Below are 24,483 nucleotides of genomic sequence, written 5' to 3' on the forward strand. Positions count from 1 at the left end.
GCCTCTCACCGTGCCTCTTACGGCGCCTCTCACCGCGGACGGGCCGACGCCGTCGCGGTGTCCCTGATCGCGCTGAGGCGCGCGGCGCCGACCTCCCGCCACAGCGCGGCCGGGTCGCCGTACCGGGTGGCCTCGGCCGCGGCGAGCCGGACGTACCGGTGCAGCCCGAGCTCCGCCGTCATCGCCCGCACCCCGCAGCTCTGCATACACATCCGCACCACGTCGCGCGTGTTCTCCGCGGCCGACGCCAGCGCCACGAGCGGCGCGGTGCCGACCTCGTCGGGCGCCGAGTCGATCAGCCACGCGCCCTGGTACACCGCCGCCCGCGTCGCCCTCAACGCCACCTCGGCACGCGCCAGTTGGAAGGAGACAGCGGGCAGCTCGCGCAGCCTGGTCCCGAACTGCCGCCGGAATCCGGCGTAGCGCACCGCACGCCGGTGCGCGCCGGAGGCGATGCCCAGCAGATACGCGGCCTGCCGCACCCGCGCCCGCGCGAGCGGCCCGGTGGGCGAGCCGTCCAGGGCGCAGACCACATCGGCTCCGGTGACCGGCGTCGCCTCGAACCGGACGGCCGGCGGCCAGCACGCGGACTCCACGGTGCGGCCGGGCGCGTCGCGCGCCACCGCGAAGAGCACCGGCTCACCGTCCGCGCTCGCGGCCACCAGGAGTGGCCCGGGCTCCGCGTCGTCGACCGTGGCCGTGCCCGTCAGCTCCCAGCCGCCCGCACGCCGGGCCGCGGTGACCCCGCCACCGACCGGCAGCGCTTCGAGCCCGGCCAGCGCCGCGCCCGCCGGGCCGCCCACGTCGGCCGCCAACGCGTCGGCCCGGTAGGCGTTGCCGCACGCCGCCCGGCCCAGTTCCTCGCTGACGAGCACCCCGGCCGGCAGGCCGAGCCCGAGACCGCCGGCATCGGCCGGCCGCTCGAAGTCGGCCGCACCCAGGTCGTCGAGCACCGTACGGGCCGGGCCGAAGGCTCCGTCGTCGACGGGCGTGCCGTGCACGCCGGTTCGGGCCGGGACGCCGTCAAGGCCCGTGCGCAGCGCCTTGCGCAGCTGTGCGACCAGCGGGTCGGGGGTGAGGTCCATGTCAGTGCTCCTGTTCGATGGCGTCGAACGCGGCGGCCATGATCTGCAGCATCACCTCGGACGTCCCCGCCGACAGGGTGAGCCCCGGCGCCTCCCGGCGGGCCGAGTCCAGGGTGCGGGCCGCACCGGTGCGGCCCGCGCGCTGCGCGGGGCTCGGCAGGTCGGCGGCCCACGCCGCGACACTCTGGGCGAGTTCGCTGCTGTGGTACTTGGCCACGGCGGCTGCGACCGGGTCGACCTGCTCGGACGCGAGGCCGGTGAGCACCTCCCAGGCGAGCACGTGGTCGGCGCGGAGCGCACCGTGGAAGCGGCCGAGCTGTTCGAGGTGCGCGTCGTGCGGGGAGTCCGGCTCGCCCTCGACCAGCGTCGCGAGCGCGGCCTCCAGCCAGTGCTCCGCCTTCAAGTAGTAGTCGAGGCCGGTGCGTTCGATGGCCAGTGCCTCGTTGAGCAGCGGCCATCCCTGGTCCCGCGGCCCGAGCAGGTCGTCGCCGGACACCGGCACCGCGTCGAGGTCGACCCGGTGGAACTGCTCGTCGCTGACGCTGGGAATCACCGACACCGTCACCCCGGGGGCGTCCATGCCGACCAGGAACAGGCTGATGCCCTGGTACTTCCCGGCGTCCGGCGTCGTGCGGGCCGCACACAGGCCGAGGTCGACGAAGCGGGACTTGAGGCTGAACACCTTCGTGCCGGTGATGCGGTAGCCGTCGCCGTCCGGCTCGGCCACGGTGCGCAGCGCGCCCAGGTCCGAACCGGCGTCCGGTTCGGTGTAGAGGACCGAGCCGAAACGCTCACCGCGGGCCAGCGCGGGCAGGTGCCGCTGCTTCTGCTTGTCGCTCCCCGCCATCAGCAGGAACTGGCCGATGATCTGGATGGTGTTGACGTGCAGCGTGTCCGGCACGTCCGCGCGCACCAGCTCCTCGGCGACGATCGCGGCGTCGGTGAGCGGACGCCCCGCGCCGCCGAACTCGGCGGGCCAGTGCACCGCGAGCAGACCGAGCCCGCCCAGCAGTCGGTACAGCGGCCGCTGGTCCGGCTCGACGCCGTACGCGGGAGTGGCCGCGGCCGCCGCGGCCCGCACCTCGGGCGAGCGCAGAGCCGTGCGCACGTCCGCCCGGAACCGCTGTTGTTCCTCGGTGAATCCGAACCGCATGTGCGTCTCCTCAGGGGGCGAGCGTCTCTTCGATCGCGGCGACGATCCGGCCCAGCGCCGGCTCCGTGAACAGCGTGTAGTGGTCGCCGGGCACGGTCTCGGCCCGGAACGGGCCCGTGCACACGCTGCGCCACTGCTCCTCCACGGCGAGGTGCGCGGACGTGGAGCGGGCCGTCACCACGGTGACCGGACCGCCGTACGGGCCCGGCGGCCGGTACGCCTGCATCGACAGGGCGCAGGCCCGGAACGTCTCGTAGCGTGCGGTCAACTCCTGTTCGGTGAGCTCCAGTTGGACGCCGAGTCCGGTGAGGGCCGCCTTGAGTCCGGTCGCCGCGGTGGCCGGGTCGTCGAGGACCGCGCGCACCGCCGGGCCGTCGTGTCCCGCGAGCCTGGCGACGTCGTGCACGAAGCGCTGCCGCACCGTCGGTTCGTCGAGCGGCACCGTGTCCTCGTCGTAGGCGGAGTCCAGCAGGACCACCGGGGGCAGCTGTCCGGTGGCCCGCTCGATCCGGCGGGCGACCTCGAAGGCGAGGACGCCGCCGTAGGACCAGCCCGCCAGGCAGGACGACGCGGGCAGGCCGTGCGCGGTCAGGGACCGTGCGATCCGGGCGGCGGCCGCCTCCAGGCCGCCCGGTGCGGGCAGGGCGGCGTCCCGTGGATCGGCGGTGAACCCGCTCACGGTGATGTCCTCGCGGATCTCCTTCACGAGCGGTACGTAGCAGAACAGTTCGCCGCCCGAGGGGTGCAGCAGGATCACCTGCGCCGGGCCGGACCGCCGCATCACCACCGGCGCCCGGTCGCCGTCGCTGTCGCCGTCGTCACCGTCACCGTCACCGCTCTGTGCGGCACGCGCCGAGTCGATGACGGCGGCCAGGTGCGCGACGGTGGGCGAGACGAAGAAGTCGCCGAGCGCGACCTCCACCCCGAACCTGCGCCGCAGCGCCGACATGAGCTGTGCGGCCTGCAGGCTGTTGCCGCCCGCCAGGAAGAAGTCGTCGTGCACACCGGGCCGGTGACCGTGCAGCAGGGGGGCGACCACGTCGTGCAGCAGGCGGCGCTCCGTCGCGGTGAGCGTCTCGTCGCCGGGTCCTTCGCCGCCACGGCCCGGGTCGGGCGCGGGCAGTCTGCGCCAGTCGACCTTGCCGCTGCTGGTGAGCGGCAGCACGTCGAGGACCACGAAGTACGACGGGATCATGTACGAGGGCAGGAGCGTGCCCGCGTGCTCGCGCACCGACGGCACCTGCTCCTCGGTGACGCCGGTCAGATAGCCGACCAGGTGCTTGTCACCGGAGTCGTCGGCCCATGCCCGTACGCTGACCGGCCCCATGCCCTCGAAGCCCGTCAACGCCGACTCCACCTCGCCGAGTTCGATCCGCAGGCCGCGGATCTTGACCTGCTGGTCGAGGCGGCCCTGGAAGACGAGGCGGCCGTCGGCCAGCCGCTTCACCAGGTCCCCGGTCCGGTACAGCCGGCCGCCGGGCGCGGTGCCGAACGGGTCGGGGATGAACTTCTCCGCGGTCAGCTCGTCCCGGTCGAGATAGCCGCGTGCGAGCCCGGCACCGCCGATCACCAGCTCACCGGGCACGCCGACCGGCACGGGGCGCAGCTCGCGGTCGAGGACGTGCGCCACGTGGTTGGCCATGGGCAGGCCGATCGGCGGAGAGGTGTCCCAGGTGCCGGTGCACTCCTCGACGATCATCGTCACCGTGCACTCGGTCGGCCCGTATCCGTTGAAGAGGCGGCGGCCCGGGTTCCACCGGTTGACCAGTTCGCCGCTGAACGCCTCGCCGCCGACGAACGCGATCCGCAGGTCGGTGAACTTCTCGGGCGTCAGCAGCGGCATCACGGTCGGCGGCAGGTCGATGACGGTGATACGGGCCTGTTCCATCAGTGACTGCAGCCGGTCGATGGACAGCCGCTCGTCGTCGGTCGCCAGACACAGGCGCGCCCCGGTCAGCAGCGCCGAGAACGTCTCGAACACGGAGACGTCGAAGGTCACCGAGGCGAACCCGAGCACCCGGTCGCCCGGGGTCAGCTCGAACAAGTCCCGGGTGGAGTCGATGAAGTTGACCACGCCGCGGTGCTCGAGCAGCACGCCCTTGGGCTTGCCGGTGCTGCCGGAGGTGTAGATGACGTACGCGACGTCGTCGGGCCGCGCCGCCGGGGGAGGGTTGTGGCCGGGCATCGCCGCCAGTTCCGCGCGGACGTCGTCCAGCGTCACGACGGGTGCGCCGACCTCGCTCACGGTCTTGCCCGCCTCGGCGTGCGCGATCACCGCGCGTACCCCCGCGTCGTCGGCGATCTCCGCGACCCGTCCGGCGGGGTGCGCCGGGTCGAGCGGCACATAGGCCGCACCGGTCTTGAGGACGGCGAGGATCGCGGTCGGCACGTCCACGTTCCGGCGCAGACACAGCCCGATCCGGTCGCCGGGCCCGACACCGCGCCCGCGCAGCAGGGCGGCGAGCCGGTTGGCGCGGGCGTTGAGCCCGGCGTAGCTGGTCTCGACGCCCGCGACGACGACGGCCACGCTGTCGGGAGCCTCCTGGACGCGTGCCTCGAACTCCGCCACGACGGTGGATGCGCGGACCGGCCGCACCGGACCCTGGGCGGCCTCGGCGAGGAACCGCTCGTCGGCCGGGCTCAGCATCCGCGCGGCGGACAGCGGGGCGTCCGGGGCGGCGGTCAGGGTGTGCAGCAGCCCGTCGTAGTGGCGGGCGAACGTGGCGATGCTCCCGGCGTCGAACAGGTCGGTGTTGAAGTCGATGCGCAACGGCGCGTCAGCGCCGGGCGCCCCCCGCTCCGTCAGCGTCCAGCTCATGTCGAACCGGGAGGTGGCGGCGGGCGGGAACTCCCGCGAGACGGTGAGGCCCGGCACGTCGGCCCCGGTGTCCGCCGGCTCGCCGTCCGTGCCGAACACGATCTGGCAGAGGGGGGAGCGCGACGGGTCGAGGACCGGGTCCACCGCGTCGACCAGCTCGTCGAAGGGCAGGCCGCCGTGCTCGTACGCCTCGCGTGCCACCCGTGCGACCCGCCGGACCAGTTCGCGGAAGGTCGGGTCGCCGGAGACGTCCGCGCGCAGCACCCGCAGCTCCGTGAAGAGCCCGATCACCGACGACAGGGCGTCGTGGCGCCGGTCCGTGTCCGGCGAGCCGATCACCAGGTCGTCGAGGCCGCAGTACCGGTGCAGCAGCGTGCAGAACGCGGCGACGAGCACGTCGTACGGGCGTACGCCCTCCTGCCCGGCCAGCTCCGCCGCCCGCTCCAGGCCCTCGTGCCCGACGGTGAAGTCGCCGCTGGCGCCGCCGAAGGTCCGGGTCTCGCCGCGGGGACGGTCGGTCGGGAACTCCAGCACCTCGACGCCCGCCAGCCTGTCCCGCCAGTACGCGGCCAGCTGGTCGAGGGCGCCGCTGTCGAGCCGGTCGTGCTGCCACGCCGCGAAGTCCGGGTACTGCACCGGGAGTTCGGGCGGCAGCGGAGCGGGGCCCTCGCGCAACGACCGGTAGGCCGAGGCGAGTTCACGGGTCAGGACGCGCTGCGACGCCGCGTCGCACAGCAGCTGGGGCACCTCGAACAGGAACAGGTGGTCGTCCGGCTCCACTCTGATCAACTCCGCGCGCCACACCGGCGTCCGGCCCGGGTCGAGGGGGACCGCGGCCCGGCTGCGCACCCTCGCGCGCGCGGCGGCGAGCCGCTGCCCGTGATCCGCGCCCGCCACCTCGGTCACCGGCAGCTCGACCGGGACCGCGGGAGCGACCACCTGCAAGGTGGCGCCCTCGCGCCGCACGATGGCGGTCCGCAGCGCCTCGTGCCTCGCCACGACCGAGGCCAGTGCCGAGCGCAGCGCACGCGCGTCGAGGCCGCCCCGCAGCCGCAGGCACAGCGGCAGACCGGCGGCCGAGCCCGCCGGCATCGGGCCGTCGAGGAACCGCAGGGTCTGCTGCGCGTGCGACAGCGGCGCGGGACCCGTGTCGCCGCGCGGCACCGGGCCGCGCCGCCGCGCGGCGTGCGCCTGCCGGCGCAGCCGTGCGAGGAACTGCGCGCGGCGCTGCGGGGGCAGCGCCGCGAGACGCTCGGACATGCCGGTCACCTGGGGCTCCTTTCGGCCGGCGGAGCCGTGGCCGCCGCGTCGTCCGGGCGGACGGGCAGGTGCGCCAACTCCGCGATGGCGAGGGACAGCACGTCGATGCCGCGCAGGTAGTCCGAGAGCACGATGTGCTCGCTGTCGGAGTGGTCGAGGCCGCTGTCGCCCGGCCCGTACGTCGCCATCGGGACGTCCCAGACCTCGGCGAGGGTGTTCATGTCCGAGGTGGCCGTCTTCACCACGAGCCGCGGCTCGGCGTGCAGCCGCCGGACGCCGGACACCAGCGCGCGGACCACGGGGTCGGCCCGGCCCACCCGGCAGGCCGTCACCGCGTTCAGCACCTCGAGACGGCCGGCCGGCAGCCGGTCGCGCAGCCCGCGCACCAGGCCGTCGACGTCGAACCCCGGCGGGATGCGGATGCTGAGGTCCGCCGTTGCCGTGGTCATGTCGCCGTTGACCCGGCACAGGGTCGCGCCGGGCCGGTCGAACGCTTCATGGCTCGCGTCGGGGCCGAGCAGAGCGGCCAGCACGTCCCAGCATGCGACGGCGAGTTCGGCGGCCTTCGGCTCCGGGTGGGTGGGGTGCGTGGCCGGGCGCGTGACGGTGTAGCGCAGGTCGAGCTTGCCCTTGTAGCCGAGCACCACCCCGGACCAGCCGCTCGGTTCGCCGATGATCAGTGCGTCCGGCCGGTCGTGGGTGGCCCGGACCGCCATCGCCCCGCGCGAGGCGGGGGTCTCCTCCTCGACGACGCCGACGACCACGATCCGGCCGGGGAAGTCCACCGCACCGGCCGCGGCGCAGATCATCGCCGCGAGCGGACCCTTCGCGTCCACGGCGCCGCGGCCGTAGAGCCTGCCGTCCTCGGACCGGACCGGGATCTGTCCCGGGACCGTGTCCAGGTGCCCGAGGAGCATCAGGGTCGGACCGTCACCGTGCTCGATCACGCCGATGACGTTGCCCACCGGGTCGATGTGCGCCCGGAATCCCAGGGCCGTCATCGTGTCGGCCAAGAAGTCGGCGAGTGCGCGCTCCTGGTACGACGAGGAGCAGATCTCCAGCATCCCGCGCAGCAGCCCGACGGCGTAGGTCTCGGTGACCTCGCCCGACGACGTGCGGGCCGGGTTCATCGCTGCCCCCGCTCAAGGAGGTGGTCGACGATGCGGTCGGCGACATCGACGCGGCCGGCGAGCGCGGACTGGAATCCGGTGAACTCGACCCGGTGGTTGACCTCCAGGACCAGGAGCCGGCCGTCGCGGTCCTCGATCAGGTCGACCCCCGCGATGTCGGCGCCGACGGCGGCAGCGGCGGCGACCGAGAACTTGGTGATCTCCGGTGTCGGCTCGCACGGCCGGGCCTGCCCGCCGAGCGCCACGTTGGTGCGCCACGACTCACCGGTCCGGTAGACGGCGCCGACGAGGTCACCGCCGACCACGATCGCCCTGATGTCCCTGTCGGGCTTGTCGATCAGCTCCTGTACGTACCCGAGGTGCGACTGCGGTCCGGACAGCGCGGCGGCGTACTCGAGGACCCCTTCCGCGGCGGTCCGGTCGGGCAGCGGCACCACGAGCCGGCCCCACGAGCCGACCAGCGGTTTGATCAGCGCCGGGTAGCCGATGTGGTCCAGTGCCTCCAGCGCGGCGTCCGGGGTGAGGCCGAGCGCGGTGCGCGGCGTGGGCAGCCCGGCCGCCTGCAATGCCATCGTGGTGCGCCACTTGTCACCGCACACATCGGTCGCGTCCGCGCTGTTGAGCACCTCGGCCCCGGCGGCGGCCAGACAGCGGGCCGCGTACGCCGCGCGGACCTGGCCGATCTCCCGGTTCAGCACGAGACGGCCCGACGGGGCACCGCGCTCGGCCGGGAACCACTGGCGGCGCGTGTCGAGGTGGTCGAAGGGGACACGGCGCCGGTCGAGTGCGTCGAAGAGCCGCTTCTCGTCCGCGCCGACCCTGCTGGCGAGTACGGCGACCCGGCCGCCGCCCGAGTGATCTGCTGCCGCTGACACGTGACCTCCGTCGTAGGACCACTGGTGACCGGAGGGAACAACCGGCCTGCCACGTCGAAAGGACGTTACGGACACCCCGGCTTGCCGTGCGTCCGCGGAAAACGCAGGTGCGGGGACACATCACGTCGACCTTCCGCCGCTGCGACTGCTTATTTCGATTACCCGTCCGGGATGCCGCCCGTGCCACGCTTGACGGAATCCGCATACCTGGCGCGACAGTTCACCGCGTTCTTTCCGCCCGACCGCGATCCGGTCGTTCCCGAGAAAGGGGAAACCGTGGGAAACACACCACAGCGGATACCGGTGCTCGCACTGTGGAGCGCCCCGCGTTCCCGTTCCACCGCTTTCGCACGGATGATGGCGGAGCGCGGCGACCACGTCGTCGTGCACGAGCCGTTCTCCCAAGTGACCGACTTCGGCGAGGCGAAGGTCGCCGACCGGGTCGTGCACAGCGAGCAGGACGTCCTCGCTCAACTGCGCGCTCTCGCAACGGAACAGCCGGTCTTCTTCAAGGACACCACGGACTTCCGCTACCCGGAGCTCCTCGCGGACCGGGCCTTCCTCACGGCCGCGACCCACACCTTCATCCTCCGGCACCCGGCCGAGGCCATCGCCTCGCACCATGCGCTCAAGCCGGACCTGGGCCGCGACGAGATCGGCTTCGCCCGGCTGCACGAGATCTTCACCGCCGTACGGGCCGCCACCGGCACCACCCCGGTCGTCATCGACTCCGACGACCTCCTCGACCGGCCGGCCGACACCGTGCGCGCGTACTGCGAGGCCGTGGGCATCCCCTTCCGCCCGGACGCCCTGACCTGGCAGCCGGGCATGCGGACGGAATGGCGGGCGACCAGCAGGTGGCACGCGTCGACGAGCAGGACCGGCGGCTTCGAGCGCGGTACGAGCGGGCGGGCCGAGGCGGTCGCCGCGGACCCGGTGCTGCGGGCCCACCTCGAACACCACCTGCCCTACTACGAGCAGTTGCGCGCCGTCGCTCTTCGGCCGTGACCGTCCGGCCGCGACAGGAGGTACATCACGGTGCAGACGAACAACACCCAGCAAGCGGAAATATGCGCAACGGAATTGGACGCAACAGCAGCGGATGCCGCGGAAATAGACATCACGGTTCCCTGCGCCATTACCAGACTGAGTGACACGGTCGACCTCTCCGGGCATCGCAACAACACGGCCATATCCGCTGCGACAGACACCAAGGCGGGAAAGTTCAACGTCTGGGGAAACTCATTCGCCGCCGAATACCTGCCCGAAGGCAAGAGCCTCGTCCATGTGGCCAACGTCCCCTTCGAGTTCCCGCCGGTCCTGGACGGGCCGGACAACGTCCGCTGCGAGGGGCAGTTCCTCACCGTGCCGACGTGCCGCTACGACTGGGTCCACGTCCTCGCCGCGTCCGAACGGCGCTGCGAGGACACCCTCCAGCTGAACTTCGCCGACGGCTCGACCGACGCGGAACCGCTGCGGGTCTCCGACTTCTGGGGGGCGCCCGCCTGGTTCGGCGAGATCAAGGCGTTCGAGAGCCTGGTCATGCACTACCCGCACCACGTGCAGCGGGGCGTTCCCGCGGTCATGTGGGCGCAGCGGGTGCCGGTCACCCGGCGCGCCGATCTGACGGGCATCCGGCTGCCGCGCAACATCGCCGTGCACGTCTTCGCGATCACCCTGCAGCGGTCGCCCTGCAGCGAACGGAGGCCCTGCGATGACCAGTGAGGTGAGGCCCAGGTCGTACACGATCAACGGGCCGGAACCCGAACTGTGGTACCGCGACCTCATCAGCTGTCTGCAGGCCACGTTCGGCTCGGTGCTCGCACGGACCGGCGCCGATCCGCTGACCGTGCTCGGAGCGGGCTGGCGGTTCCTGCACCTGCCGGGCGACGTCAGGTCCGAGGAGTTCTACTACCCGTGCCCGCCCGGCGAGACCAGCGGCGCCGACCTCGGCGCCGCCCTCGCGCCCCACCACGACCTGCACTCGCGCTGGTGGCAGCCCGCCGACGAGGACGACCCCTGGCGGGAGGTGCGCGAGATGCTGGACGCCGACCGTCTCGTCATCGCCGCGGTGGACAACTACCACCTGCCGTTCCGGCCCGCGTACGGCGACGTGCACGCCGCGCACCTCGTGGTGATCTACGGCCTGGACGAGGTCCGCGGCCTGGTCTACGTGTCGGACGCGATGCCGCCCGCGTTCCGCGGCGCCGTCCCGATCGACGAGTTCCTGCGCAGCTGGGGCTCGCCGAACCCGGTCGACGTCCAGGACGCCTTCTTCAGCGACTCACAGATCGGCAGGCGCTGCCTCGACGTCCGCATCGACACCATGCCCCAGCGCATGAACGCCCAGCTGCTCGGCGCGTTCCTGCGCACCGACATCGAGCACTTCACCACGGCGCCCCGAGGCTCCGCCCGCACCGGTCTCGCCGGATTCGACGCGTTCGCCGCGGAACTGCTCGACCGGTGCCGCGCCGGAGACGCGGACGCGCTGCGCGAGCTGTATCCGTTCGGCTGGGGCATGCAGGCGCAGGCGTCGCTCCACGGCGAACTGCTGCGCCGCTGCGGTCACGAGTGCGGCAACCCGGCGCTCGCCGGGGCCGGCCGGGCCGTCGAGGTCGTGGCGCACGCATGGACCGGGCTGCGGTTCACCGGCGCGCACGGGCTCGACGACCCCCGTGCGGTCGCCTCCGACATCCGGCACCACGTCACGGCGCTGCGCAGCGCGTACGCGCGGGCGGTCGACGAGGTCGGCGAGGTGGCGGCGCGCCTATGACGACGCGCGGCGCCCCCACCACCGTGCCCCTGCGGGCCACCGTGCCCCTGTGGAGAGGACAGCAATGAGCAAGCTGGCAGCGTTCGGCGGCACCGCCGCCGTGCCGAGGGACCGGCGCCACGTGGACTGGCCGCTGATCGAGGACGAGGACCGCAAGGCCCTGCTCGACGCGCTCGACGGCGCCAGGCTGGTGTCCAACTCGGACGGCGCGAACCCGGTCTCGGCCCTGGAGGAGAACTGGGCGCGGCACTTCGGGTTCGACCACTGTGTCGCGGTGTCCACCGGCACCGCCGCGCTGTCCCTCGCCCTGGCCGCGCTCGGCGTCGGGCCCGGCGACGAAGTGATCGTGCCCGCGCTGAGCTTCATCGCCACCGGTCTCGCACCGGTGCACCAGATGGCCGTGCCCGTGTTCGCCGACATCGACCCGGTCACCTTCAACCTCGACCCGGACGACGTGGCACACCGGATCACCCCCCGGACCAAGGCGATCATCCCGGTGCATCTGCACGGCGCACCCGCCGACATGGACCGGATCACCGCCCTCGCGCGCCGGCACGGCCTCGCCGTCCTCGAGGACGCCGCCCAGGCCCCCGGCGCCACCCACCGCGGACGGCCGGTCGGCGGCATCGGCGACGCCGGGGCGTTCAGCCTCCAGGTCACCAAGAACATCCCCACCTGCGGCGAAGGCGGACTGCTCGTGACCCGCGACGCCGAGCTGGCCGAATCGGTGCGCAGGGGACGGCAGTTCGGCGAAGTGATCGACAGCGGCAAGGACCGCGACTACGTCTCCCACGGCCTGGGCTGGAACCACAAGATGAACGCCCTCCAGGCCGCGTTCACCGACACACAGCTCACCCGCTTCGACACCTACGAGCGCGCCCGGCAGCGCAACATCACCGACTTCCTCACCCGGCTCGCGCAACTGCCCGGCCTGCGCGTGCCGACCGCACCCCCCGACACCACCCACGCCTGGCACATCCTGCGGTTCCGGTTCGACCCCGCCGCGTTCGGCCTGGACCCGGCACGGCCACAGGCCCTGCGCTCGACGCTGCGACGGCTGCTGCGCGCCGAGGGCGTACCGATGTCGCAGTACCAGCTCATGCCGCTGCCCGACCAGCAGGTGTTCGTCGACCGCGTCGGCTTCGGCTCGGGCTACCCCTGGACCGTGACCGGCACGGCCACCCCGCCGGCGGGCGACGACCACCCGGTGACCCGCGCGGTCATCGCCGACTCCCTGACCCTGCAGAAGCGCCATCTCCACCCGGGCTCGGGCGACTTGCTCCGCCTCTACGCGGACGCCTTCGAGAAGGTGTGGGCCAACACCGACATGGTGGCCACGCTCGCGGCGGCCGCGTCATGACCGCCACCCGGGCCCCCGAGCGGGACTCCCTCGACACCGTCGCCGCACGCATCCGCGCCCACGTCGTCGACATGTGCGCGGGACCCGAAGGCGGCCATCTCGGCGGCGCGCTCTCCTGCACCGACGTGCTCACCGCCCTGTACTTCTCCGTCCTGAACACCGACCCGCAGCACCCCGACGACCCGGCCCGCGACCGCTTCCTGCTCAGCAAGGGCCACGCAGCCGTCGGCCTGTACGCGACGCTGGCCGAACGGGGCTTCTTCCCCGTCGAGGAACTCGCCGGATACGGCAGGCCCGGCAGCAGGCTCATGGGCCACCCGGTGCGCGCCGTGCCCGGCGTCGAGCTGCCCACCGGGTCACTCGGCCACGGCCTCGCGCTGGCCTGCGGGTTCGCCCTCGCCCACCGGTACGCCGACCGTGCCGCGCGCAGCTTCGTACTGCTCGGCGACGGCGAACTCCAAGAGGGCTCGGTGTGGGAGGCGGCCATCGCCGCCGCGTCGCTGCGCCTGGACCGACTGGTCGCCGTGGTGGACCGCAACGGGCTGCAACTGACCGGCGCCACCGAGTCGATCGCACCGCTGGAGCCGCTCGACGAGCGCTGGCGCAGCTTCGGCTGGTCGGTCCGCGACGTCGACGGCCACGACACGGCCGGGCTGGCGGAACACCTGGCGGCCGCACCGTGGGAACCGGGCAAGCCGAGCGTGCTGATCGCCCGCACCGTCAAGGCACAGGGGCTCCCCTTCCTCGCCGGCCGGGCGGCCGGCCACTACGTGACGCTGTCGCAGCGCAACCACCTGCGCGCCATGAGCGCACTGCGGACGACGGAGGCCCCCCGATGAGCCGCGCCACCCGAGAGGCATACCGGGACACCCTGCTGCCGCTCCTGGACCAGCACCCCGAACTGATCTGCCTGGACACCGACACCGGCCTGTTCAGCGCCGACCACGCCGCGGCCGCCGGCGAGCAGTACCTCAACCTCGGCATCGCCGAGCACAACCTGATGGGCATCGCGGCCGGTCTCGCCGCGTGCGGGCGGATCCCGTTCGTCAACACGATGGCCGCCTTCGCCGCGTCCCGCGCCCTGGAAGCAGTCAAGATCGACATCGCGTACAACCGGCTGCCGGTCCGCATCATGGCCACCCACGGCGGCCTCTCCGCAGGCCACCTCGGCCCGACCCACCAGGCCCTCGAAGACCTCGCCGTGCTGCGGGCGCTGCCGCAGATGACGGTGGTGGTGCCCGCCGACGCCGCCGCCACACAGGCGTTCGTCGAGCAGAGCGTCAGCCTGCCCGGCCCCCTCTACGTCCGCCTCGGCCGCAAGCCCTCACCACCGCTGCCCGATGCGCCCGCGCCGGTCATCGGGCGGGCACAGACCCTGCGGCAGGGCGACGACGTGGTGCTCGCCTGCTGCGGCCCGTACCCGGTGCTCGCCTGCCTCGCCGCGGCCGACACGCTCGCCGGCCACGGCGTCGAGGCCACCGTCCTCAACCTGCACACACTGCGGCCCCTGGACACCCGGGCCCTCGTGGCCGCGGCCCGGCCGGCCCCGCTCGTCGTCACCGTCGAGGAGCACTGGCGAAGCGGCGGCCTCGGCGGCGCGGTGGCCGAAGCGCTGGCGCAGGAAGCACCCACGAGGGTGCTCAGGCTCGGCATGCCCGACCGGTTCGTGGACGTCGTCGGCGACCAGGAACACCTCCTCACGCACTACGGCCTCACCGCGGACAACGTCGTACGGACGGTCCGCACCGCCCTCGACCCGGCCGCCGCCCCCGCAACGACCCACTGAGAGAAGGGACATGACACATGACCACCACCCTGCAGACCTGCCCGCAGTGCGAGGACGAGGTGCGCATCAGCGACTCAGCTCGGCTCAACGAGATCGTCGAATGCGCGGGCTGCCGCAGCGAGTTGGAGATCGTGGCCCTCGGCCCGGCCGTGCTCGCCCTCGCGCCCGAGGTCGAAGAGGACTGGGGGGAGTAGCCGTGAGCGGACACGACACGCACACCGGGCCCCGGCCGTGATCCGCGTCGCGGTCGTCGGCGCGGCCGGCTACATCGGCGGCGAACTCCTGCGCCTGCTCATCGGCCACCCCGAGACCGAGGTCGTGGCCGCGGTGTCCTCCCGGTTCCCCGGCAAACGGGTCGACGGCGTCCACCCCAACCTGCGGTCCGCCACCGACCTGACGTTCTGCACGCCCGACGACGTGCCCGAGTGCGACACGGTGTTCCTCGCCACGCCGCACCGCGCCGCCATGACGCAGATCGACCGCTGGCGGGCACGGGCCAAGCAGGTCCTCGACCTCACCGGCGACTTCCGGCTCGACGACACCGAGCTCTTCGAGCGCCACTACGGCACCGAGCACGCCGCGCCGCACCTGCTCGGCGACTTCGTCCCCGGAATCCCCGAACTGCACCGGGACCGGCTGCGCACCGCCGACCTGGTCAGCGTGCCCGGCTGCATGGCGGTGGCCGGCATCCTCGCCCTGTACCCGCTCGCGGCACGCGAGTTGGTCGAGCCGCACGCCCAGTTCGACGCGCGCACCGGCTCCAGCGGCTCCGGCGCCACCGCGGGCGAGGCGAATCTGCACGCCGAACGCAGCGGCGCCATGCGGGTGTTCGCGCCGACCGGACACCGCCACGAGGCGGAGATCTCCCGGCACCTCGGCATCCGCGCCGCCATGACGGCGACCGGCGTCGAGGCGGTGCGCGGCGTACAGACGATCTGCCACGCCACGCTGACGTCCGGCGCGGACGCATCCGCGGTGCGCCGGGCCTTCCGCGAGCAGTACCGGGACGAGCCGTTCGTCCGCCTGGTCGCCCAGAAGCGCGGCACGTTCCGCTACCCGGAGCCGAAGATCCTGCTCGGCTCGAACTTCTGCGACGTCGGATACGCCCTCGACGAGCGGACCGGCCGGCTCACCACCATCGCCGCGCTCGACAACCTCATGAAGGGCGGCGCGGGCAACGCGGTCCAGTGCCTGAACATCCGCATGGGCCTGCCGGAAACCCTCGGCCTGACCTTTCCCGGCCTGCACCCCGTGTGAGCCCCCGGCGAAGTGGAGACCCCGACATGACCGAACCCAACGACGAACCGGCCGCGTGGCGCGGCGGCACGGTCTGGCTGACCGGGCTGCCGAGCGCAGGCAAGACCACCCTCGCGGCGGGACTCGCCGAACGGCTCCTGGCCACCGGGCACCGCGTCCAGGTGCTCGACGGCGACGAGGTCCGAGCGGCGCTCTCCGCGGAACTGGGCTTCTCGAAGGAAGACCGGGACACCAACGTGCGGCGCATCGGCTACGTGGCCGCCCTGCTCGCCGCGCACGGCGTCACCGTGCTGGTCCCGGTGATCGCCCCGTACACGATGTCCCGCACCGCGGTACGAGAACAGCACGCGGCGCAGGGCGTCCCCTACCTGGAGGTGCACGTGGCGACCCCCGTGGAGACCTGCGCGGACCGGGACGTGAAGGGGCTCTACGCCCGGCAGGCGTCGGGCGCCCTCAAGGGCCTGACCGGCGTCGACGACCCCTACGAGGCGCCGGTCGACCCCGAACTGCGGATCGTCACCGAGGACCGCACGGTCCAGGAGTCGGTCGAGGAACTGCGGACCCTGCTCAGCGCCCGGGGACTGTCATGACCGCCGCCACCCGCATCGCCGTCGAGGACCGGCCCGGACACACCGGCACACCGCCATCCCCCAAGGTGCCCCCGCTGACCCACCTCGACCTGCTGGAGACCGAGGCCGCCCACATCTTCCGCGAGGTGGCAGGCGAGTTCGACCGGTCGACGCTGCTGTTCTCCGGCGGCAAGGACTCGATCGTCATGCTGCACGTGGCGCTCAAGGCGTTCGCCCCCGCACCGCTGCCGTTCTCCCTGCTGCACGTGGACACCGGCCACAACTTCCCCGAAGTCCTCGCCTACCGGGACCGCGTCGTCGCCACGCACGGCCTGCGGCTCGACGTCGCCTCCGTCCAGTCGTACCTGGACGCAGGGACGCTGCGCGAACGCGCCGACGGCACCCGCAACCCGCTGCAGACCCGCCCGCTGCTCGACGCGATCCGCGACGGCCGCTTCGGCGCGGTGTTCGGCGGCGGCCGCCGCGACGAGGAGAAGGCACGCGCAAAGGAACGCGTGTTCAGCCTGCGGGACCAGTTCGGCGGCTGGGACCCGCGCCGACAGCGGCCCGAGCTGTGGCAGCTGTACAACGGGCGGCACGAACCGGGCGAACACGTCCGCGTGTTCCCCCTGTCCAACTGGACCGAGCTCGACGTCTGGCAGTACATCGAGCAGGAGGCCATCGAACTCCCCGAGATCTACTTCGCACACCGGCGGCAGGTCTTCCGGCGCGACGGCATGTGGCTGACCCCCGGCGACTGGGGCGGCCCCCGCGACGACGAGCCGCTGACCGAACGGCAGGTCAGATACCGCACGGTCGGCGACATGTCCTGCACCGGCGCCGTCGACTCGACCGCCACGACGGTCCCCGCGGTCATCGCCGAGATCGCGGCCAGCCGCGTCACCGAGCGCGGCGCGAGCAGAGCCGACGACCGCCTCTCCGAAGCCGCCATGGAGGACCGCAAACGAGAGGGGTACTTCTAGCCATGTCAACGGACGTCGCGCAAGCGGCAGTTCAGCCCGCAAAGCCCGCACGGCTCACCGGCGGCCTGCTGCGCCTCGCCACCTGCGGGTCGGTCGACGACGGCAAGTCGACCCTGGTCGGCCGGCTCCTCTACGACACCAAGTCCGTGCTCGCCGACCAGGCCGCGGCCATCGAAGCGGCGTCCCGCCGGCGCGGCCAGGACGGCCCCGACCTGGCGCTGCTCACCGACGGGCTGCGCGCGGAGCGGGAACAGGGCATCACCATCGACGTGGCCTACCGCTACTTCGCCACGCCCCGGCGGCGGTTCGTCCTCGCGGACACCCCCGGCCACGTGCAGTACACGCGGAACATGGTGACCGGCGCGTCCACCGCGGACCTGGCGGTGATCCTCGTCGACGCGCGCAAGGGCGTGGTCGAGCAGACCATGCGGCACGCCGCGATCACGGCCCTGCTGCGGGTCCCCCACGTCGTCCTGGCGGTCAACAAGATGGACGCCGTCGGCTACCAGGAGTCCGTCTTCACCGAGATCGCCGACGAGTTCGCCGAGCGAGCAGCCCAGTGGGGCCTCGCCGACGCCGTCGCCATCCCGATGTCGGCCCTGGCCGGCGACAACGTGGTCGCACCGTCGTACAGGACGGACTGGTACGACGGCGCCACGCTCCTGTCGCACCTGGAACAGGTGCCGCTCGACGCCGACACGACCGCCAAGCCGCTGCGGCTGCCGGTGCAGTACGTCATCCGGCAGCCCTCGCACGACCGGCACACGGTGACCCGCTGGCCCGCAGGCCAGCTCGCCTCCGGGCTGCTCAAGGTCGGCGACACGGTCGTCGTACAGCCGGACGGAACGACCAGCACGGTTGTCGGCCTCAACGTGCTCGGCAGGGCCGCCGACACCGCCCGGGCACCGCAGTCCGTCGCCGTCCGCCTCGCCGACGACATCGACATCTCCCGGGGAGACCTCCTCACCGCACCCGCCGCCCCGCCGCCCCTGCGGCACCTGACCGCCACCGTGTGCCACCTCGACCCGCGCCCGCTGCGCGCCGGAGCGAGAGTGCTGCTCAAGCACACCACCCGGACGGTCCCGGCCGTGGTGGAGGACATCACGTACCGCACCGACATCGCCGTCGCCCGCCGGCTGCCGTCCCCCGACGGCCTGTCCGCCAACGACATCGGCGGCGTACGGATCGTCACGGCCGAGCCGCTCGCCGTGGACGACTACGACGACAACCGGCGCACCGGGTCGTTCCTGCTCATCGACCCGCAGGACGGCGCGACGCTCAGCGCCGGCATGGCCGATGCGCGGGCGGACCGCCGGCCGGACCAGCGATCAACCACCGAAAGGTGAACCACACGATGCACACGACCGTGGACGCCCCCTCCACCCAGGACCACGCAGCGATCACCGAGCGCTGGAGCGCACACAACTACCAGCCGCTGCCCATGGTCCTCACCCACGGCGAAGGCGCCTGGCTGGCCGATCAGGACGGCCGGAGCTACCTCGACTTCGTCGCCGGGTACTCCGCGCTCAACTTCGGCCACCGGCACCCCGAGATCGTCGCCGCCGCCCATGCGCAGCTCGACCGGCTGACACTCACCGGCCGGTCCTTCCTCAACGACAAGTACGGGCTGTTCTGCCGTGAACTGGCCGAACTGACGGGCACCGAGACGGTGCTGCCCGCCAACACCGGGGCCGAGGCCGTCGAGTCGGCGGTGAAGGTCGCCAGGAAGTGGGCCTACCAGGTCAAGGGCGTGCCGGACGGCGCGGCCGAGATCGTCGTCGCGGGCGCCAACTTCCACGGCCGCACCACGACCATGGTCTCGATCTCCACGGACTCGACGGCCCGCCACGAGTTCGGCCCGTTCACCCCCGGCTTCACGGTGGTGCCGTTCGGCGACATCGACGCGCTGCGCTCGGCGATCACCGAGAACACGGCGGCGGTCCTGCTGGAACCGATCCAGGGCGAGGCGGGCGTGGTCGTCCCCCCGAAGGGCTATCTCCACGCGGTCCGTCAGCTGTGCGACACCACCAACACCCTGTTCGTCGCCGACGAGGTGCAGTGCGGCATGGCCCGCACCGGCACCACGCTGGCCCTCGACCACGAAGGTGTCCGCGCGGACCTGTACGCCCTCGGCAAGTCGCTGGGCGGCGGACTCATGCCGGTGTCCGCGGTGGTCGGCCGTGCCGACGTCCTCGGCGTGCTCAAGCCCGGCGAGCACGGCTCGACCTTCGGCGGCAACCCGCTGGCCTCCGCCGTCGGCCTCGCCGTGGTGCGGCTGCTGGCGACCGGGGAGTTCCAGGAGTGCTCCCGCGAACTGGGCGCGTACCTGCACTCCCGGCTGAACGAGATCGACGGGGTCGCCGAGGTCCGCGGCCGCGGCCTGTGGGCGGGCGTGCAGCTCGCCGAAGGCCGTACGGCGGGACGCGACGTGACACGGGCGCTGGCCGAGCGCGGCCTGCTGTGCAAGGAGAACCACGGGCATCTCCGGGTGGCACCACCGCTGGTGATCACCCGGGAGGAGATCGACCTCGGCGTCGACACGATCGCCGAGGTGCTGGCCGACGGACAGGAGCGAACTCGTGCGTGACTTCGATGGACTGGCCGCGATCGTCACCGGCGGCGCCTCGGGCATCGGCCTGGCCACGGCGAAACTGCTGCGAGACAGGGGAGCCCGGGTCGCGGCGCTCGACCTGAAACCGGACGGGCTGCCGGACGGCATCCTGGGCGTCGCCGCCGACGTCACCGACGACGCCCAGGTCGAGTCCGCGGTGCGGACCGCGGCCGAACGCTTCGGCCGACTGGACGTGGTGGTCAACAACGCCGGGATCGGCGCCGTCGGCAACGTCACCGCGAACAGCGACGACGAGTGGCGGCACGTCCTGGACGTCAACGTGATCGGCATGGTCAGGGTCGCCCGGCACGCGATACCCCACCTGCGCCGCTCGCCCTCCGCAGCGATCGTCAACACCTGCTCGATCGTGGCCTGGGCCGGGGTGGAGCAGCGCACGCTCTACTCGGCCAGCAAGGGCGCCGTGCAGGCGCTGACGCTCGCCATGGCCGCGGACCACGTCCGCGAGGGCATCCGGGTCAACTGCGTCGCCCCCGGCTCGGCGGACACCCCGTGGATCGACCGGTCCCTCAGCCAGGCACCGGACATCGAGGCCGCGCGCGCCGCACTCAACGCCTTCCAGCCCACGGGACGCCTGGTGTCGGCCGACGAAGTCGCGGGCGCCATCGCCTACTTGGCGAGCCCCCTGTCCAGCGCGACGGTGGGCACGGTGCTCGCCGTCGACAACGGCATGCACGGCCTGCGACTGCGCCCGGCCGCACAGCAGTAACCGGCCCCAACAACCCCAACACCCCAACACCCCGGAACCGCCCCGCTCCTCCGAGCCGGGCGGTTCCTCACGTCCTCCACTCCGTACGTCCGCGACGCTCCGGCGTTACTCCGCCCCCGCCCCTGCCCCCGCCCCCTCCACCGGCTCCCCGCGCACCCGGAAATCGGCGCCGACCGCGCGGATCGCCGACTCCACCTCGCAGCTGGACGCGCCCCGGAACCGGAAGCGCCCGCCGACGTGCTCGTAGTACGAGTCGGCGTCGGGCAGGACCTCTCCCGCCGTCAGCAGCACCTCGGCGTAGGGGCCGGGCCGTCGCCCCACCATCGGCGTGATCTCGGTGATGCGGCACGGGCGGTGCGCCGGTGCGGGCACAAGGAGCCATCCGGCGACCTCGTCGGAGATCTGCGGCGCTTCCTCGTCGATGGGCAGCCCCAGCTGGATGCGGAACGCGACCTCCATCAGGTCGTGCCCGTGCACCTCCTGCCAGAGCAGCGGTATCTCCGCGCCGCCCACCCGGGCGCCGACCTCCAGGAAGGTACAGGTACCGGTGTCGGCGTCCAGGAACACCTCGAGGTGGAAGACCAGGGCCTGATCCGACAGGACACGCATCACTTGGAGCGCGAACTCGGCGATGACTTCCGTGACGGCGGGGTCGCTCTCCTCCACCGAACCCAGCGTCCCGCCGCTACGGAACTCCAGGCAGTTGTTGAGATAGCGGGAGGCCCGTACGACCTGCAGCTTCTCTCCGGTGAAGACCCCGTCGACGTGGTAGATCTGATGCGGGTTGAACTCCTGTGCCAGCAAAGGACCTTCGGCGAAGGAGAGCCCGCTCAGCCCGTGCGGCCCGTCGAGCCGGACCACACCGGCGCTGGAACTGCCGATCGTCGGCTTCACGATCACCGGCCAGCCGACGTGCTCGCCGAACGCCTGCACCGCCCCCGCACTGCACACCAGGGCGAAGGACGGCACCGCAAGACCCGCCTCGACCACCCGCGACACCATCAGGAACTTGTCCCGAAAAGGCAGCAGTTGATCGACCGTGAGCCCCGGGACACCCCACTTCTCCCGCAGAGCGGCACCGACCAGAAGGTCGTCCTCCTTCAGTGCCACCACCCGGTCAGGGGCCCCGTGCCGACGCGCCAGGCCATCGACAGCCGCCCCTACCTCCGCCAGATCGTCGGTGGCCGCCACCGTCACCACCTCGGTGGCCTCGGCCGGGATCGAGGACAGCCCCACCTCCGTGCTCACATAAGTGACCCGATGAGCCCGGTGGTCCACGTAGCGCGAGAAGTCCGCGTAGCGCTCCGCCCACCTGTTGATGATGACGACATGCTCGGCGTCGTCGAGTTCCAGGATCGTCATGCCGCGTCACCCGTCTCTGACTCGTAGCAGCTCTTCCTTGCGTTCGCCGCTCGCTGCTTCCGGGCGGCGCCGGAGCATGACCCAGGCCGTGACCGCGACGGCCACGCCGAGCCCGCCGACCGAGGCGAAGGCGGTCTTGGAGCCACCGGCGTCGAAGGCCGCCCCGGCGAGGGAGGCGCCGATCGCGCCGCCGGCGCTGAGCACGGACCCGTACACGCTCATGACCGTCGCCCGATTGCTGTCGTCGGCTTCCTGGCTGGTCGCGTTCGCAGTCGAGGCGAACGCGGGCGCGCACAGCGCCGCGGCCGGTGCGACCGCGACGGCCAGCACCCACCAGTGCCCGGAAAGACCGATCGGCATCGCGGCCAGACCCAGCAGCCCCGTCATCAACGGCACCGCAGGAGTACGCGACAGCGTCCCGAACACCAGCCCGCCGAGCAGCGAGTACAGCCCGCAGCCGAAGACCACGAGCCCGGCCCACCCCAGCTGGTCCATGGACCGCAGCGTGCTGACGATGGCGACCTCGTACCCGGTGACGATCGCCCCGGCCGACAGCGAACAGGCGAGGATCGCCACGAGCCGGACGCTCAGCCACCGCCGCGGCGCCGCCCCGCGCCCGTCCTCCGCCGCAGGCGCCGCGGACTCCTGCCGGTACCGGGGGTTGAACACCACCAGGGCGCCGCCGCTGAGGACCATGGCGCAACAGAGGCTGGCCAGCACCCCGCTCGAGGAGAACGCGGCGACGGTCAGGGCGGCCAGGGCGGGCCCGACCATGTACGAGACCTCGGTGATCACCGAGTCCACGGCGAAGGCCGTCTGCCGGTGCTCCTGCGGGACCAGCCCGCCGATGGCCAGCCTGACCACGGTGGAGCCCGGCACGAGCAGCAGCCCGGAGAGGCACGCGCCCACCGCGAACACCGGATACGACATCTGCGCGGCCAGCCCCCAGAACACGCCCTGAGCAACGGTGGAGACCGCCAGCACCGAGCGCAGGCTGAAGCGGTGGATGAGCCGGCCCTGGACCGGCGAGCCGACGGTGAACCCGATGGTCCACCCCGCGATCACCAGACCCGCCTGCCCATACGCGTGCTCGAGCCCGGTCGTGACATGCAGGGTCAGCACGATCGGGATCGCGATGACGGGCAGCTTGGCCAGCAGACCGAGCACCATGACCAGGGGGAAACCCGGTACGGCCAAGACCTTCCGATACTTGTCGAGCCGCACTGACACGTGACCTCCGTAACGGACCACCGGCCGACCGACCGGCAGGGACGGTCCACCGAGCCAACAGGACGCTACGAGCGCGACGGCCCTCTGCGCGTCCGCGAAAGAATCAATCGCGGAGTCACGTTACGTTGACGTTCAGGCACCTCGACTGCGGACTTCGCTTACCCGCCACCGGGCGCACCCCGTGCAACTCTTGACCGAATGACCGCTGCCCGGGCCGTGCGACCCGAAGGAAGTAGCTGACGATGTCAACCAGTTCCCGCGCGCCAGTGGCTCTCGTCGACGCGTACTCGATGGGCCGCCACGTCCTGCCCGCCCTTCAACGGCACGGCATCGAGTGCATACACGTCCAATCCCCGAGCCCCGACGTCCACTTGGGCAAGCTCCCGATACACGAGGACTTCGTGGACAACGTCCGCCACGACGGCGACGTCGCCGCCACAGCGGCCGCCCTGCGCGAGCGCGGAGTCAGTCACGTGATCCCCGGCGGCGAATCGGGCGTCGAACTCGCCGACCGCCTCTCCGCCGAACTCGGCACCCCCGGCAACGGAATGAGCAGGCCGACCTCGCGCCGCAACAAGTACGAGATGGTCCAGGCCCTGCGCGCCGCCGGCCTCCCGCACGCCGCCACCATCATCTCGCCGGACGTCGACGAGATCATCACCTGGGCCGAGACGACGGCGGGCTATCCCGTGGTCCTCAAACCGGTCGCCAGCGCAGGCACGGACAACGTCGTGGCGTGTTCGTCACCGGACCAGATCCGCGCCGCCCACGAAAAGATCATGACCAGCGCCGACCGCCACGGAATGCCCAACACGGTGGTCCTCGCCCAGGAATTCCTGGCAGGGGACGAGTACTTCGTCAACACGGTCAGCCGGGACGGCAAGCACCACACCGTCGAGATCTGGCGCTACTACAAGATCCGCCTCGCCGGCGGCAACATCATCTACGACTACGACGAACCCCTGGCCCCCGACGACCCGGTGGCCAAGAGCATCGAGCGCTACACACACCAAGTCCTCGACGCCCTGGAGATCCGCAACTGGGCCGCCCACAGCGAAATCATGATGACCGCCAGGGGCCCGGTGCTCGTCGAATGCGCCGCACGCTTCGGCGGCGCCCAGGTCCCCGACCTCAACAACCGCTGCTTCGGCACCAACCAGGTCGACCTCCTCGCCCTGTCCGTGGCAGAGCCGGAAAAATTCAACGAACTCCCCACCACCGCATACGAGTTGCGGGAGATCCCCTGGAACGTCTCGCTCATCAACCCCACCCACCACGGCACGGTCCCGACCCACGAAAAGCTCGCCGCCCTCCGCGCCCTCCCCTCCTACGCCCACACCCTCATGGCACACCCCGAAGGACACCCCCTCCCGCAGACGATCGACGTGGCGACACAACCGGGCTGGATCTTCCTCATCTCCGACGACCCGGAACAACTCCGCGCCGACTACGAGAAGCTGCGCCGGATCGAGCACGAACACCTCTACGACGGCGCGTCCTGAGG

At 72.3% G+C, this 24,483-nt stretch carries 21 protein-coding genes; 14 read left to right on the forward strand and 7 right to left on the reverse strand.

Translation table 11 applies throughout. The annotated features are described in order from the left end of the window. Nucleotides 1-29 precede the first annotated feature (29 nt). Genes ACQB60_RS31285 through ACQB60_RS31305 form a run of 5 tightly spaced genes read right to left on the reverse strand, consistent with a single transcriptional unit; the run spans nt 30 to nt 8,321 of the window. Nucleotides 30-1,085 carry an acyl-CoA dehydrogenase family protein gene (locus ACQB60_RS31285; protein WP_496929464.1) on the reverse strand — a complete coding sequence of 352 codons (1,056 nt, stop codon included), beginning with the start codon at nt 1,083-1,085 and terminating at the stop codon, nt 30-32. A 1-nt stretch (nt 1,086) separates the two neighbouring features. Continuing rightward, on the reverse strand, nt 1,087-2,238 hold the full coding sequence (locus ACQB60_RS31290) for an acyl-CoA dehydrogenase family protein (protein ID WP_496929465.1): 1,152 nt from the start codon (nt 2,236-2,238) through the stop codon (nt 1,087-1,089). A gap of 10 nt (nt 2,239-2,248) precedes the next feature. After that, complete coding sequence (locus tag ACQB60_RS31295; protein ID WP_496929502.1) at nt 2,249-6,316, reverse strand: non-ribosomal peptide synthetase; 4,068 nt, start codon at nt 6,314-6,316, stop codon at nt 2,249-2,251. A 5-nt stretch (nt 6,317-6,321) separates the two neighbouring features. Further along, nucleotides 6,322-7,446: a M20/M25/M40 family metallo-hydrolase gene (locus tag ACQB60_RS31300; protein WP_496929466.1), complete on the reverse strand. Its 1,125-nt coding sequence runs from the start codon at nt 7,444-7,446 to the stop codon at nt 6,322-6,324. Then, nucleotides 7,443-8,321, reverse strand: a complete 879-nt coding sequence (locus tag ACQB60_RS31305; RefSeq protein WP_496929467.1) for a RimK family alpha-L-glutamate ligase — start codon at nt 8,319-8,321, stop codon at nt 7,443-7,445. The genes ACQB60_RS31300 and ACQB60_RS31305 overlap by 4 nt, the downstream gene beginning before the upstream one ends. A gap of 276 nt (nt 8,322-8,597) precedes the next feature. Between ACQB60_RS31305 and ACQB60_RS31310 the strand changes: the two genes are divergently transcribed. From ACQB60_RS31310 to ACQB60_RS31370, 13 genes are all read left to right on the forward strand, one after another. Next, complete coding sequence (locus tag ACQB60_RS31310; protein ID WP_496929468.1) at nt 8,598-9,329, forward strand: sulfotransferase-like domain-containing protein; 732 nt, start codon at nt 8,598-8,600, stop codon at nt 9,327-9,329. Between the two features lie 30 nt (nt 9,330-9,359). Continuing rightward, a complete protein-coding gene (locus ACQB60_RS31315) occupies nt 9,360-10,046 on the forward strand; it encodes a beta-sandwich domain-containing protein (protein WP_496929469.1) in 687 nt (228 codons plus the stop codon). Continuing rightward, nucleotides 10,036-11,094 carry a BtrH N-terminal domain-containing protein gene (locus ACQB60_RS31320; RefSeq protein WP_496929470.1) on the forward strand — a complete coding sequence of 353 codons (1,059 nt, stop codon included), beginning with the start codon at nt 10,036-10,038 and terminating at the stop codon, nt 11,092-11,094. Before ACQB60_RS31315 ends, ACQB60_RS31320 begins: the two co-directional genes overlap by 11 nt. A gap of 64 nt (nt 11,095-11,158) precedes the next feature. Continuing rightward, the gene (locus ACQB60_RS31325; protein ID WP_496929471.1) at nt 11,159-12,454 is read left to right on the forward strand and encodes a DegT/DnrJ/EryC1/StrS family aminotransferase; all 1,296 of its coding nucleotides are present in this window, start codon (nt 11,159-11,161) and stop codon (nt 12,452-12,454) included. Then, nucleotides 12,451-13,293 carry a transketolase gene (locus ACQB60_RS31330; protein ID WP_496929472.1) on the forward strand — a complete coding sequence of 281 codons (843 nt, stop codon included), beginning with the start codon at nt 12,451-12,453 and terminating at the stop codon, nt 13,291-13,293. The genes ACQB60_RS31325 and ACQB60_RS31330 overlap by 4 nt, the downstream gene beginning before the upstream one ends. Beyond that, nucleotides 13,290-14,240: a transketolase family protein gene (locus tag ACQB60_RS31335; protein WP_496929473.1), complete on the forward strand. Its 951-nt coding sequence runs from the start codon at nt 13,290-13,292 to the stop codon at nt 14,238-14,240. The genes ACQB60_RS31330 and ACQB60_RS31335 overlap by 4 nt, the downstream gene beginning before the upstream one ends. A gap of 17 nt (nt 14,241-14,257) precedes the next feature. Then, on the forward strand, nt 14,258-14,434 hold the full coding sequence (locus ACQB60_RS31340; protein ID WP_496929474.1) for a lysine biosynthesis protein LysW: 177 nt from the start codon (nt 14,258-14,260) through the stop codon (nt 14,432-14,434). A 37-nt stretch (nt 14,435-14,471) separates the two neighbouring features. Next, a complete protein-coding gene (gene argC, locus ACQB60_RS31345; protein ID WP_496929475.1) occupies nt 14,472-15,497 on the forward strand; it encodes an N-acetyl-gamma-glutamyl-phosphate reductase in 1,026 nt (341 codons plus the stop codon). 26 nt (nt 15,498-15,523) lie between these two features. After that, entirely contained in the window at nt 15,524-16,087 is a 564-nt protein-coding gene (cysC, locus tag ACQB60_RS31350) for an adenylyl-sulfate kinase (protein WP_496929476.1), read from the forward strand. Then, complete coding sequence (gene cysD / locus ACQB60_RS31355; RefSeq protein ID WP_496929477.1) at nt 16,084-17,049, forward strand: sulfate adenylyltransferase subunit CysD; 966 nt, start codon at nt 16,084-16,086, stop codon at nt 17,047-17,049. The genes cysC and cysD overlap by 4 nt, the downstream gene beginning before the upstream one ends. A 2-nt stretch (nt 17,050-17,051) precedes the next feature. Further along, a complete protein-coding gene (locus ACQB60_RS31360) occupies nt 17,052-18,395 on the forward strand; it encodes a sulfate adenylyltransferase subunit 1 (protein WP_496929478.1) in 1,344 nt (447 codons plus the stop codon). An 8-nt stretch (nt 18,396-18,403) separates the two neighbouring features. Next, complete coding sequence (gene rocD / locus ACQB60_RS31365; protein ID WP_496929479.1) at nt 18,404-19,636, forward strand: ornithine--oxo-acid transaminase; 1,233 nt, start codon at nt 18,404-18,406, stop codon at nt 19,634-19,636. Next, nucleotides 19,629-20,387, forward strand: coding sequence for an SDR family NAD(P)-dependent oxidoreductase (locus ACQB60_RS31370; RefSeq protein ID WP_496929480.1), 759 nt, complete (start codon nt 19,629-19,631; stop codon nt 20,385-20,387). Before rocD ends, ACQB60_RS31370 begins: the two co-directional genes overlap by 8 nt. A 105-nt stretch (nt 20,388-20,492) precedes the next feature. Here the strand turns inward: ACQB60_RS31370 and ACQB60_RS31375 are convergent, their stop codons facing one another. Together ACQB60_RS31375 and ACQB60_RS31380 are read right to left on the reverse strand one after the other, a co-directional pair. After that, complete coding sequence (locus tag ACQB60_RS31375) at nt 20,493-21,749, reverse strand: ATP-grasp domain-containing protein (RefSeq protein WP_496929481.1); 1,257 nt, start codon at nt 21,747-21,749, stop codon at nt 20,493-20,495. Nucleotides 21,750-21,755: 6 nt separating this feature from the next. Beyond that, nucleotides 21,756-22,946 carry an MFS transporter gene (locus tag ACQB60_RS31380; protein WP_496929482.1) on the reverse strand — a complete coding sequence of 397 codons (1,191 nt, stop codon included), beginning with the start codon at nt 22,944-22,946 and terminating at the stop codon, nt 21,756-21,758. A 275-nt stretch (nt 22,947-23,221) separates the two neighbouring features. On the opposite strand from ACQB60_RS31380, the gene ACQB60_RS31385 reads away from it, so the two are divergent. Beyond that, complete coding sequence (locus ACQB60_RS31385) at nt 23,222-24,481, forward strand: ATP-grasp domain-containing protein (protein WP_496929483.1); 1,260 nt, start codon at nt 23,222-23,224, stop codon at nt 24,479-24,481. The last annotated feature ends 2 nt before the right edge of the window (nt 24,482-24,483 follow it).

Source organism: Streptomyces odontotermitis (assembly GCF_050510915.1).
Taxonomy (GTDB): Bacteria; Actinomycetota; Actinomycetes; order Streptomycetales; family Streptomycetaceae; genus Streptomyces.